This is a genomic window from Mesorhizobium sp. WSM4814 (genome assembly GCF_055811595.1).
In genome coordinates this window covers 546,644-559,336 of the sequence record NZ_JBVVQT010000001.1, presented here as the reverse complement: position 1 = coordinate 559,336, position 12,693 = coordinate 546,644, and the positions used below count along the sequence as shown (strand labels likewise).

At 62.4% G+C, this 12,693-nt stretch carries 11 protein-coding genes; 4 read left to right on the top strand and 7 right to left on the bottom strand.

Features of this window, described 5'->3' with window-relative positions:
- The first annotated feature begins 210 nt into the window (after positions 1-210).
- A complete protein-coding gene (locus tag AC0L2V_RS02720) occupies positions 211-726 on the top strand; it encodes a DUF1269 domain-containing protein (RefSeq protein WP_091595172.1) in 516 nt (171 codons plus the stop codon).
- A gap of 40 nt (positions 727-766) precedes the next feature.
- Positions 767-1,105 carry a hypothetical protein gene (locus tag AC0L2V_RS02715; RefSeq protein WP_473511379.1) on the top strand — a complete coding sequence of 113 codons (339 nt, stop codon included), beginning with the start codon at positions 767-769 and terminating at the stop codon, positions 1,103-1,105.
- 44 nt (positions 1,106-1,149) lie between these two features.
- On the opposite strand, the gene AC0L2V_RS02710 is transcribed toward AC0L2V_RS02715, so the two are convergent.
- The 7 genes from AC0L2V_RS02710 to AC0L2V_RS02680 all read right to left on the bottom strand — a co-directional run bounded on the left by AC0L2V_RS02710 (position 1,150) and on the right by AC0L2V_RS02680 (position 10,157).
- Positions 1,150-2,193: an AI-2E family transporter gene (locus tag AC0L2V_RS02710; protein WP_473511377.1), complete on the bottom strand. Its 1,044-nt coding sequence runs from the start codon at positions 2,191-2,193 to the stop codon at positions 1,150-1,152.
- A gap of 6 nt (positions 2,194-2,199) precedes the next feature.
- Complete coding sequence (locus AC0L2V_RS02705) at positions 2,200-4,035, bottom strand: SLC13 family permease (protein ID WP_473519336.1); 1,836 nt, start codon at positions 4,033-4,035, stop codon at positions 2,200-2,202.
- Positions 4,036-4,081: 46 nt separating this feature from the next.
- Positions 4,082-5,284 carry a M20/M25/M40 family metallo-hydrolase gene (locus AC0L2V_RS02700; RefSeq protein WP_473511374.1) on the bottom strand — a complete coding sequence of 401 codons (1,203 nt, stop codon included), beginning with the start codon at positions 5,282-5,284 and terminating at the stop codon, positions 4,082-4,084.
- Positions 5,285-5,335: 51 nt separating this feature from the next.
- Complete coding sequence (locus AC0L2V_RS02695) at positions 5,336-6,886, bottom strand: AbgT family transporter (protein ID WP_473511373.1); 1,551 nt, start codon at positions 6,884-6,886, stop codon at positions 5,336-5,338.
- A gap of 363 nt (positions 6,887-7,249) precedes the next feature.
- Positions 7,250-8,173 (bottom strand): DUF6492 family protein, encoded by a 924-nt coding sequence (locus AC0L2V_RS02690; RefSeq protein WP_473511371.1) that lies wholly within the window; start codon positions 8,171-8,173, stop codon positions 7,250-7,252.
- The gene (locus tag AC0L2V_RS02685) at positions 8,170-8,988 is read right to left on the bottom strand and encodes a WecB/TagA/CpsF family glycosyltransferase (protein ID WP_473511370.1); all 819 of its coding nucleotides are present in this window, start codon (positions 8,986-8,988) and stop codon (positions 8,170-8,172) included. Before AC0L2V_RS02685 ends, AC0L2V_RS02690 begins: the two co-directional genes overlap by 4 nt.
- Complete coding sequence (locus tag AC0L2V_RS02680; RefSeq protein ID WP_473511368.1) at positions 8,985-10,157, bottom strand: glycosyltransferase; 1,173 nt, start codon at positions 10,155-10,157, stop codon at positions 8,985-8,987. The genes AC0L2V_RS02685 and AC0L2V_RS02680 overlap by 4 nt, the downstream gene beginning before the upstream one ends.
- Positions 10,158-10,332: 175 nt before the next feature.
- On the opposite strand from AC0L2V_RS02680, the gene AC0L2V_RS02675 reads away from it, so the two are divergent.
- Together AC0L2V_RS02675 and AC0L2V_RS02670 are read left to right on the top strand one after the other, a co-directional pair.
- On the top strand, positions 10,333-11,331 hold the full coding sequence (locus AC0L2V_RS02675; RefSeq protein WP_473511366.1) for a glycosyltransferase family 2 protein: 999 nt from the start codon (positions 10,333-10,335) through the stop codon (positions 11,329-11,331).
- Entirely contained in the window at positions 11,300-12,619 is a 1,320-nt protein-coding gene (locus AC0L2V_RS02670; protein WP_473519335.1) for an O-antigen ligase family protein, read from the top strand. Before AC0L2V_RS02675 ends, AC0L2V_RS02670 begins: the two co-directional genes overlap by 32 nt.
- The last annotated feature ends 74 nt before the right edge of the window (positions 12,620-12,693 follow it).

The window sequence follows — 12,693 nt, the reverse complement described above, 5'->3', positions numbered from 1 at the left end:
GGCATGAGGAAGCGTGAGGCCAAGTTAGTTGCCTCAGGCTGTGGCAAGACTGGAAACGGATTTGACATCAGTCAATCGATTCCCCGGCGCTGCGAAAAAGAGACATGGGGCACATAAGCAGGACTCCATGCCGATTTCTTCAGGTGCTGGACGCCCTAAAATACGGCACCCCCTACGCAGCCCTAATGGCTGCCGTCGACAGGAGCCTCCATGTCAACCCTCATCGTCATTGTTTATCCCACCGAGGCGAAGGCTGAAGAAGTCCGCCAAACCCTGCTCGGTCTACAGAAGGAATATGTGATCAAGCTTGGCGACGCTGTCATCGCCACCAAGACCGAGGCGGGAAAGGTCAAGCTGAACCAGCTTATGAACACCACGGCTACCGGCGCCGTTTCCGGCAGCTTCTGGGGATTGCTCATCGGGATTTTATTCCTCAATCCGCTTATAGGCGTGGCGGTTGGCACGGCTTCGGGTGCGCTTGGGGGCGCGTTGACCGATGTCGGCATCAATGATGCCTTCATGAAAGATCTGTCGGCAAGCATCGTGCCAGGCAATGCCGCGCTCTTCCTGCTGATCCAGGAGATGACCGAAGACAAGGTTCTGAAGCAGATCCAGGGCTTCGGTGGAATCGTCCTCAAGACCTCGCTCGACGAGACCAAGGAGCAGGTTCTGCGCGACGCCCTCAAGCGCCATTCCGCAGAAGCCGGTTCGGCGCCGTCGGCGTAGGCGGCATCGCCGCTCCCGTTCGTGCTGGAGAAAGTGACTGTTGTCCCCGACCGAAACTGTCATAGCCATCGCCATCGAGATGCTCTGCGGCGCGGCGGGGGCACTCGCTGTGCGGTGGTGGTGGCCCAGCGTTGAACTTACCAAGATCGCAGCCGTTCTGGCCGGCATGGCCGGAGGTTTTGCGTTGACCTTCGTAGCTGCGCAGATTCCCGGCATTGGCCACCTGGTTGGGCACGCTGAAAACGCCGCCGATTCCGTCATGCGCGGGCTGGGCGGGCTTACCCCTGCCGTCCTGATCGGGGTCGGCGTTTCGGGCCTGCTCGGTGGCGTCGTTCTGATGACTGTTCTCGGTCTAATCCGAGCCCGCGTGAAAGGTTAATTTCCGGGGCTGGCTGCTCTTACTGTTCCCTATCCACATGTTCCCTATCTACCTTGGGCGCTTCCCACCTCATCGTCAGGGGCGCCTAACAACTGGGCGAGCCACCTGGCCGACGGAGACTGGGCGCAGAAGGTCAGCACTGCAATTGCTATCGGGACCCCGATGAAGGCGCCGAACAGGCCCCAGAGGAACATCCAAAGGAAGACAGAAAACAGCACGAGAAAGGGCGACAGCGCCAACGCCTTGCCGGCCAAACGCGGCTCTACATAACTGCCGATCGCGAACTGGATGAGATTGAGGCAGGCAAAGACGAAAAGTGCGGAATACAGGGATTCGAACTGGGCCAGCGCGTAGAAGGTCGGCAGCAGCGTTGCGACGAACGGGCCGACGAAGGGGATGAAATTCAAAGTGAAGGCGATGACGCCCCACTCCGTGGCAAGCTGCAGGCCAAGCGCCAGGGTAAACACGTAGATCATGCCACCCGTTGCAATGCTCATGATCGTTCGGATCACCAGGTACCGGCGCAGCTTGGCGGCTGTGCGTTCGCCGCCGACGATCAGGATGCGCGCAGCCTCGCCGCTGAAGATGCTGGGGATTTTACGCGCCAGCGGGCCGACCTCGAGCAGGCCGAGCAGCACGTAGATCAGTACCACGATCCAGAACGAGATCGTCGTGTTCAGCCGTGCTGACAGGCCCTGCATCGCCGCCACAGCCCAGCGCACATTGAAATGCTCCGCCCATAGGCCGGCAACGGCGATCCCGTGCGTCTCCAGCCAGGCTGTCGCCTGTTCGTAGAGCGCTTGAAGCCGCGGCGTCTCGGCGATGACGGATCTGCCGATCCGACCGAAACCCCAGGCCACGACGGACGCGAACACGATAAAGACCAGCATGACGAGCGTTACAACAATGGCGAGCGCCAGAAGCTGCGGCAGGCGTGCCTGCAGCCGTTTCTGAACCGGCCAGACGATCGCGATGATAAAGAGGGCGCAGGCGACCGGCGCAATGATCGCGTCGGCGAAATAGAGCGCGGCCAGCAGGAGAATTGCGCAGATGATGCCCAGCAGAACCGGAACCCAGCGGGCATTCATGGCAATTCAGAAGCTCCAGATCATCGGCACTATGAGCACGGCCACGACAAAGAACCAGAGCATGAGCGGTAGACCAAGCTTCCAGTAGTCACCGAAAGCGTAACCGCCGGGACCCATGACCATCAGGTTCGTGGGGGTTGCGATCGGCGTCAGGAATGCTGCGGCCGCCGCCACGGCGGTGCTCATGAGCACGGGACGGGGCGAAATACCCATGGTTAGCGCGGCTGCGACCCCGATCGGGATGACGATGAGAGCAGTCGCGGTGTTGCTGATGAGCTGCCCCATTATGGCAGTCAGCACGAACAGGCCGGCGAGTAGGGCAATGGGACCGGCGTCGCCGACCAGCGACACCAGATGCTCTGCCATCAGTTTCGCGGCGCCTGTCTCGACCATGGCGGTGGACAGCGGCATCATCGCGCCGACAAGGATCACGGTCGTCCAATCGATGGCTCGGTAGGACTGATCGACACTCATGATCCCCGACAGGACGATCGCTCCGGCGGCGAGCAGGCCGGCTACCGCTGGCGGGGTGATGCCCGTGGCGAGGAGCACGACCATCGCGATCAGAATGGCAACGGCCTGGCGGGCACCCGGCCCCATCGGCACCGCCTGACGACGCACCAGTTCGGGCGAATTGACGACCAGGACATCCGGATCCTTGAGGCGGTGATCGAGAGCTTTCCACGTTCCCTGCAGGAGCATCGTGTCCCCGGCCTGCAGCACGATACCTCCTGCATCTCGTGTTGCGTTGGTGGCGACCACCTCTGCGCCGGCGCGCTGCACGGCAAGGACGATCAGGTCGCCGCTCTCGGTGACCATGCCCGGGAAAACGTTCTGGCCAATAAGGCCGGAGCGTGGCGGAATCACCACCTCGGCGAGGCCCGAGCTGCGGTTGAACAGCGTCTCCTCTCCCTGCCCTGGCGCCGCCGACTCGCTAAATGCGAGGTGTTTGTCGGCAGCGAACGCAGCGGCCGACTCGGCGTCGCCCCGCAGCAGCAGGTGATCCCCCTCGGCGATAACAGGTCTGCGAAGCGGGCTGGCCGTTTCACCCTCCTGAACGGCGACGACTTGCAGGTCGGGATAGGTGCCCAACTCGATCGCAGACGCGGGCATGCCGATAAACGGCGAACTTGCGCGCACGCGCATTTGGTAGACGCCGCTGGCAAGGCCGTATTGCTCGACGAGCGTCTTCGCATGGCGGCTGAAGTCGGCAGGCATGGTCGCGCCGTTGCGTTCGGGCAACAGCCGTTTTCCGAACACTATGATGATGGCCATCGTTCCTGCCAGCAGCGGCAAGCCTACAAGCGCGAATTCGAAGAAGCCGAAGCTGCCCACGCCGGCGTCGCTGCCCGCGTTCGACACCAACACGTTCACTGGCGATCCCGTCAGAGCCAACTTTGAGCCGGCATGCGCGGAAAAAACGAGAGGCAGGAGCAGCTGGGCCGAATTTCGCTTCAGGCGGACGGCGATGACGACCACCACTGGCAGGAGTGCAGCCACGGCGCCATTGACACTGATCAGCGCCGTAAGGAGCGCGACCATACTCATCGTCAGCAGCAGCAGGCGGGCGCGGCTCTCTTCGCCTGCGCCACGGATCAGAAGTTGCCCGGCCCAGGCGGTGACGCCCGTCACGTCGAGGCCGGCGCTGACGATGAAGAGGGAGGCTATGAAGATCACCGCGGGATCACCGAAGCCGCCGAGCGCCTGATCAATCGTCAGGACGCCGGTTGCCCACAACGCGGTGGCCGTCGCCATCGCGACAACGACGACTGGCAGCCGGTTCCAGACGAACAGGACGACGACGGCTGCGATGATGGTGGCAGTGTACGCTATGGGGCTCAATCGCTTGGTTCCTCACCGGCCCTACGGCCGACCCGCGGCATGACTGCTACTCTTCCAGTGTCGCCATAAGTACGCCCAGGCGGCAGCCCTTCTCGTATTCGGCAAGGTTCACGTATTCCTTGATGGTATGGATCTCGGCCTGGCCCGCACCGATGGTGATGGTAGGGATGCCATGTTTGTCGAGCCAATTTGCATCCAGCCCGCCATTGGAGAAGAGACAGTTGGCCTCGATACCCAGCATCTTCAACGCCTTGATGGCGCGCGTCACGACCGGGCTGTCCTCTGCGAGTTTGAAAGGAGGGTAGGAGGTCTGGTGGCTGAACGTTACTTCTGCCGTCTGGCCCTCATGATCTCTGACCTGCCCCTTCGCCTTGCCGAAGGCATCTGCGTAACCCTTGGCGATCTTCGTTGCGAAAGCTGCCTCGGGGCTGCGAGCCTCTCCCTTGATGGATGCGTAGTCGGTAACGACATTGGTTGCATCGCCCGCGGGCTTTCCATCCCTCCCGCCGAAAATGCCGACATTGCTGGTTCCCCGGCCGTCGGGTTTCACAACCTTGCCGAACCAGCCTGCCTGCCGCGCCTCAGTCAAGGCGATCGCTCCTACCAGCGTCGCCGATATGCCCTTTTCGGGCGCCACGCCAGCGTGGGACGCGCGGCCCTTGATCTCGACTTCCCAGTTTTCCTGTCCGACCGCGCCGATGATCAGATCGGAGGCGAGTTGCCCATCGACATTGATGCACATGACCGGGCCACCAAGATCGGCGGGGTTCAACTCGCGCGCCCCGTGAAGCCCGCTCTCTTCCCGTACCGTGAAAAGCAGCGTGATCGGCGGATGCGGCAGCTTGTGCCTCATCAGTGTTTCGGCAAGCACAACCAGAAGCGCCACACCGGTACGAGCGTCGCCTCCGAGTGCTGTCGTGCCGTCGGAGACGATGCGATCGCCTTCCCTTCGGGGCTTCGCCCCGGCGCACAGCGGAACTGTGTCAAGATGGGTGGAGAACAGCAGCCTTGGTGCGCTGCGCGTTCCAGGCAGATCTACGATCAGATTGCCGGTTTCGGTTGGCAACGCAATGCGGGTATTGGCGTCATCGAAGCGGATTGCCGAAGCTGGCACGCCAACGGCCTTCAGTGCGTCACTGACAGCCGCCGCGATATTGGCCTCGTATCCGGTCACACCTTCGATCGAAAGGAACCGCATCAGGTGCTCTTCGGCGGCAGCGACATCGAGGGGAATCGGAACTTCGCTCATGTTACCTCCTCCAAGATTTGAGTGCTGTTTCGCATCGTGCTGGATCAGCCATTACAGGCCCCATGGGAGGCCAAACGCCTGCCAACCCGCGAAGAGTGCCGTCCACAGGACGTACATCCACAGGACGTAGGGAAGCATCAGCGATACGATCGTGCCAACGCCTGCGGATTTGTCGTATTTTTGGGCAAATCCAACTACGAGAGCAAAATAGGCATTGAGCGGGGTTATCGCGTTCATCGGTGAGTCACCGACACGATAAGCAGCCAAAACAGCTTCCGGCTCGACGCCTAGTTTCATCAGCAAAGGTACGAAGACCGGAGCGAAAATCGCCCATTTCGCGATTGCTCCAGTCAACAGCAGATCGATGATCGCGACCACGAGGATGAAGCCGAGCAGAAGGGGCAGTGCGCCTATGTTTGCAGCTTGCAGCGCACCCGACAGGCTCAGCGCCATCACCGTTCCCATGTTGGTGTAGGTAAAGTAAGCGACGAACTGGCTGAGCACGAAGAACAGAAAGATCGTCCCGCCCAGGTTCTTGATCGACTTTTCAATCGCGCCGATGACCTCGGTCAGGGTGCGCAGCGTGCCGGCTCCGATGCCGTACGACCAGCCGGTCACCAGGAAGATCAGCATGATCAGCGCAATCAGGCCGTTCATGAAGGGCGAGTTGCCGATCAGTTCGCCGGTTTCGGGGTTTCGCAGCGGCGCCCAAGACGGCAGTGTCAGGAAACAAAAGACGACGATCAGGCCGATCAGCCCGTATAAGGCATAGCGCAATCCGCGGGATTCTCTTTCGGACAGTCCCGCACTCTGATCGGGAACCGTTCCATCCACAGACTTCTCGGGCTTGTAGACCCCGAGCCGCGGTTCGATCATGCGGTCGGAGATGAACGCGATGATCACTGTCAGAAACAGCACGGATGCTATGGAGAACCAGACATTCGAGGCCAAGCCGATCGATCTGTTGGGGTCGACGAGATGCGCCGCATCGTTCGTAAATTCGACCAGCACTGCATCAAGCGGCTTGATAAGCATATTGACTGTAAAGGCACCTGCCACCGCGGCGAAACCCAGGGCGAGACCGGCAAGCGGGTGACGCCCGACTGCGAGATAAGCGATACCGGCCAGCGGAATCAGGACCAGATAACCCGCGTCGGCGGCAACGCTGGCGATGATGCCGACGAAGGCGAGGATATAGGTCAGGGCCCAGGCCGGTGACACGACTACGAGCTTTCGGATCAGCGCGGTGACCAGGCCGGATTCCTCCGCCACGCCGGCGCCGACCATTGCTGCGATCATCAGCCCGACCGCAGTGAAGCTCATGAAGTTGGGAATGAGCGAGGCATACAGAAAGCGTATGCCTTCAATGCTCAGCAGGCTACGGATCTCGGTGGTCGCCGTTTCAATCTCATGCGTGTCCGCATTGATGCGTTCGAACGTCACCGCGGCGCCGAAGGCGCTCAGGAGCGCCGACAAGACGATGACGATTGCAATCAGGATCAGGAAAATGACGACCGGATGAGGAACCATGTTCCCCACTCTTTCGACTGCGTCGAGAAATCTTTGCATTGCGGTTTTTGGAACCGCATTCGCGTTGGGCATCTCGGCCTTCCTCTCTGCAGGACCCGCGCAGCGCGTCCCCCCGGCAATACTCAGATCAAACGGGCTTTGAGCTTAGTCCTCTACTGTGAGGAGTCATGAGCGCAGAATCCAAAGCCTTGGCCGCCTGTCCCGAAATCGCCCGTAAGTCTTTCACGCCCGATCGCCCTGACAATGAAACACAAGGAATGGAACGATCAGCGTAGACTCTGGACTTTAAGCGGATGTGTAAGGGCGGCGGCAATTGCTAGTCTCGGTCAAGGTTCTCGAAGAGCCATGAGCAGCCGTGATGCTTAAATACTTTGGGGTTCGGTCCCGGCATTGTCATGCAGAACCGGGTCGAGGTAATCGCGCTTTTACCCAGCACTAATCGAGCCCGATCAGACGGCGGATGCGGCCGACGTCGGTGCCGATGAACGACTGCATGCCGATGGCCACCTGTTGCGGCGCCATGGCGGCGACGAAACGGCGGAACTCGTCATCCGACAGCGCCTCGCCCGTCCAGTGGACGCGGCAGAACGCCTCCGAGTCATGGAAATGGCCGGCGCCATCGAGCACGTCGTCGACATAGCGGCCGTAGATCATGCATTCGGAGAATTTGCGCGCCGCACCGACGACTTCGACCCAGTTGCGGCCATGGATCTTCTCGATCCGCGCGCACAGCGCCGTCACGGTTTGGCGGCGCCAGGCAATCAGCGTCGAAATGTAGTCGTGGGTCGAAACCTCCGATGGCTCGATGCCAAGTGCCGAACCGGCATTGCGCGACCAGATGCGATGCTCCTCATGACCGTCAGCAGACAGCACGCCGTCGCGGCGGAACAGCCGCACCTTGCCATCGCGCCAGAAGGCGCTGCAGTCGAAAGGTTTTAGGAACGCCACGTCGGAATCGCAGAAGACCAGCACGTCTTCGCCGGCATGCGCCGATATCGCGATGCGGCGAAGCTGCTGCACATGCCAGCCGCGCAGCGGCTTGGTCTTCAGGCTGAGCCAGATGCGCCGGCGGAACAGGCTGAGCGGATCGTCGAAGGCATGCAGCCAGCGCGGCAACAGGTCCCGCTCGTCGACGATGGTGCGGCGATTGTTCTCCAACTGACGAAACAGCGCCACGTCACGATGCTCGACAAGAATATAGTGGTGCGCCACGCCGGAAACGTAGCGGTCGATTGTGTCGCACAGCAGGCGGCAGCGCTCCAAATCCGGCGCATAGCTTGCCGTCACGACCGCCGCCGTCGGCGCCCGGGGAAGGAAATCGGCCTCCGTGTCAGGGCTCGGCACGAACCGGTTGTTCAATGATCTGCTCCGGGGCCTGCTCTGGGGCGAGTTTTGGCAGGAGCGGGCCTCCGCAAGAATTTCTGGCCGATGACGCGCCACAGGAACAGGGGATTGCCGACCACATAGCGGCGCCAGAGACGGCCCGGTTCGATCCACAACCGAAACAGCCATTCGAGCCTGAGCCGACGCATCCACAGCGGCGCCCGCGGCACCGTGCCGCTCAGGAAATCGAGCAGCGCGCCGACGGCGATCGGCAGCGTGCAGTGGCGCGCGTCGATGTGGCGTGCGATCCATAATTCCTGGCGTGGCACGCCCATGGCGACAAGCAGCACGTCCGGCCGCAATCTGGCGATGCCATCGACGATTGCCGGCTCCTCGGCGGGAGAGAAATAACCGTCATGGATGACCACGAACCGGTGCTGCAACGCGAGCGCTGCCAGCTTCTTCGACGCCGCCTCGGCGTTGACACGGGTCGCGCCGAGCAGCCCCACGGTCAGCGGCCTGGCGGACGCCTGCAGGAAGGCAGGGATGAAATCGGTGCCGTTGAGATTGTCCGGAAACGATGCTCCGTAAAGCAGTTTCGCCGCCAGATCGACGCCGACGCCGTCCGGCAGGATGAGAAAATCGTCGAGCGCCTCGGCAACTACCGGGTCCATATAGGCGACATTGGCGTTGTGAGCGTTGAGAAAGGTGACCTTGGTGAAGCGCCGCTCTGCAATCAACCGGGTCAGGTGCGCGACCGCATCGTCCCAGCGGATGGCAAGGACCGGGATGCCCAGGATCGATTTCAAGCTGTCGGCCCCGAAAACGGCGCGGGTGTTGTGCACATTCATACAAACATCTCCTGGCCGACAGGCCCGAGCTTTTCCAGGCCGAGCCTGATTGCGGCATGGAGCGCCTTCAGCTGCCGGCGGTGGAAAGCGCTGCCGTCGACGTCCCCGACATCGGCTACTGCTGCTTCCAGGGCGCCGGCGAAGGCGACCGGATCATCGGTCACCACGCAATTGACCGGGCGATGGTCGATGCCGCGCAGAGAATGGCTGGTGGCGACGGAGGGCAGGCCGAGTTCGAAGGTTTCGATGGTCTTGAGCTGCACGCCGCTGCCGGAGGTGCTGATCAGCGGGATGACGGCGGCGCTCCGCACGAAAGCCTGCGCGTCCGGCACGCGGCCGACGAATTCGATGCCGGGATGCGCGGACCTGAGGTCCGACGGCATGCCGCCGGCAATCCTGACCCGGAAATCGGGCCTGAGATACGGCACCACCTTTTCCAGGAACCAGTCGAGACCGATGCGGTTCGGCTGCCAGGTCCAGGTGCCGATCAGCGCCGCGTCGCAGTCGATGCGGCGCGGGGTTTTTTGCACCGGCGGCTCGGCGCAGGTCACCAGCGGCAGCACCGCCGAGCGGTCGTCGGAGGCGACGCCGAGCGCTGAGCGATCTTCCTCGGCCAGCGTGAAGACGAAGCGTGCCCGGCGACAGAGCCGTTCTTCCACAGTCTTGAGCAGCCTTGCCTCACGGCGAAACAGCAGGCGCTGGAAAAGGCCGCCGGCGGCAGCGGCGTTCTCACGCGCCGAACGATGCTCGACATTGTGGGCGACGAAGATCGACGGCCGGTCGCCGAAAAGCCTTTCGAAGGCGCCGGCGAACTGCACGGAATTCAAGACGTAGCCGTCGAAAGGGCCGGCGCGTTCGACGGCGGCGCGGACCTCGCTGGCGTTGACCACGCGCAGCTTGACCGACGCGAAAGTGAGGCCGGAGAGCATCGCCCTTGCAACCCAGGCGAGCTTTTGCAGCGATGAGGCGGTTTCGGTGCGCACATCGACGGCGCCGAGCACGATGGTGTTCTTCGGATCGCTCGCAGGCTTGCCCGGCCAGGTGAAGCCGATCACGGTGACCCGCGCGCCGGCGCGCCGCAACGCGGCGATGATCGCGGCATTGGCGATCTCGTAGCCCGAGGCAAGGGCTCCGTCGGGCACGATCGATGTGGCGAACAGCAGATGCATCTCACCTATCCTAAGCGGATACAGCTAACAAAGCGCGGTGAAGCCTTGATTAAGTGAAGATATTTGGTGGCCCGGCGTTGCCGATTTGCGGGCTTGTCCACGAAGGTGATAAACGAAACGTTATCATCACGGATGCTATCGAGAGCCAAACTCACCAATCCCGGGCTGGACACGGATGATCCCTTTGCCATTGGACGGTTCGGTGTCGATCGCAGGGCGGTCGCCGGGACTTGTCGCCGCTGCCGTCGAGGCGGTCGTTACGCTGCCGACCTTCAAACGGCCCGAGCAACTGCTGGCGACGCTGGCATCGCTCAAGGCCCAGGAAACCGGCAGACGATTCGCAATCATCGTCATCGAGAACGAAGCCGAGGCGCGCGCCGGCGCCAAGGCGGCACTGCCGCTGTTCGAGCGCGGCGACATCCCGGGCATGGTGATCGTCGCGCATGAGCGCGGCAATTGCAGCGCCTACAATGCCGGCTGGCAGACGGCTATCCTGCACTTTCCTGACTTCAGCCACCTGCTGGTCATCGACGACGACGAGATCGCCGATCCGCAGTGGCTCGAGCGCATGTGCCAGGCGGCCGAGACGATCGGTGCCGACATTGTCGGTGGCCCGCAAACGCCTGTGTTTGCCGACGCGGCCCATGCCAGTTGGGCCGAGCACCCGGTCTTTGCGCCACCTTATCGGCAGACCGGGCGGGTACCCGCGCTGTATTCCTCCGGCAATTTGCTGGTCGGCCGCAACGTGCTCACCGCCATGGGGCCGCCCTTCCTCGACCTGAAATTCAACTTCATGGGCGGCGGCGATTCCGATTTCCTGAGCCGGGCGGCACAAACAGGTTTTGTGCTTGGCTGGTGCGCCGAAGCGCAAGTGCATGAAACAATTCCGGCCCGGCGCATCGAGGCCGACTGGATCCGTGCCCGCAGCCTGCGCAACGGCGTCATCTCGACACTGGTCGAGAAGAAGAAGCGGGCCGGCACGCCGTTCGCCGGCACCAGGGTTTTCTTGAAGAGCCTGGCGCTGCTTGCCGTCTCGCCGTTTCGCGGCGCGGCCAGGCTGGCGCAGACGGGGTCGTTGGCGACGGCCTTATACCCAATCCATGTCGCTGTCGGCCGCGTGCTTGCCGAATTCGGATACGCCAATGAGCAATACCGGCAGCCTGAGAAGAACTGAACGCGCGCCGCTCAGCGCGGCCTTCACACGCGACGGTGTCGCGTCCGCGATCGCCGCGCTGCTGTTCACTGTCATCCTGGTGTCGTTCCGTCCGTTCCAGCCGGCCGGCGCCGCAACGACCGGCGATGGCGGCGACATCGTCAACCAGCTCGGCTTCGGCTCGCTTGGCGCGATCTCGGTCTTCTCGCTCATGGCTTTTGCCGACCCGCGCGTGGTGCGCTCGCTGCTCAGCCCGTCCTGGCTGCTGATGCTGGCTTTGCTGATGCTTTCGGTGGTGATGGCAACCGATCCGCCGTCGGCCATGCGCGCCGCCTTCTTCACGCTGATCGGCATTTTGACGATGGTGACGATCCTGGCGCTGCCGCGCGACGCCGAAGCTTTCTCGAAAGTCATCATCTTCACCATCGTCGTCGTCATGGGCCTGTCCTATATCGGGCTCATCGTCTTTCCAAACGAGGCGCTGCACACCGCCGCGTCGCTGGAGCCGGAACATGCCGGCCTGTGGCGCGGCGTGTTCACCCACAAGAACATCGCCGGGCCCGTCATGGCCTGCTTCAGCTTCGCCGGGCTGTACCTCTACCGGCGCGGACAGCGGCTCTGGGGCGCATCGATCTTTTGCGCAGCGATGATCTTCATGCTGCACACCGGTTCCAAGACGACGGCCGGACTGGTGCCGTTTTCGATCCTGATCGTCGTGCTGCCGAGCCTGATCGGCATGCGGCTTGGCACGCCGATCCTGTTCGCGCTGGCCATCATCGCCGCAGCGATCGGCACGCTGGGCATCGTCTTCCTGCCGCCGGTGAAGCATCTGGCGGCACTCTATTTCCCCGACCTGACCTACACCGGGCGCACGACTCTTTGGGAGTTCGCCGGCGAGATGCTGGCGAAGCGGCCGTGGACCGGCTATGGCTTCGAGAGCTTCTGGGGCACGCCGCTGCTGTTGAACCAGGACCAGCCTTTCGACCGCGCCTGGGACATCAGAACCATCGTGCACGGCCATAACGGCTATCTCGACATCGCGGTGCTGATGGGCATCCCGGCGCTGTGCGTGGCGGTCTACACGTTCCTAGTCGCGCCGCTGCGCGATTACATGCGCATTCCCTTGCGCAAGGAGAACATCTATCTCGGCGACTTCTTCATGATGGTGGTGCTGTTCGCAGCGCTGAACGCCTTCCTCGAAAGCTTCTTCTTCCATCGCGCCGACCCGGTCTGGCTGCTCTTCGTGTTCGGCATGTTCGGCCTGAGGCAAGTGTCGCTGCGGCCGATGGCGGTTCGTGGTCCGTCCTGATCCTCGGTTCCAACAGGGCTTCCCCGCCTAGTCGCGAGGGTCTATGGGAGAACATCTTTTGGTTTGAGCATCGG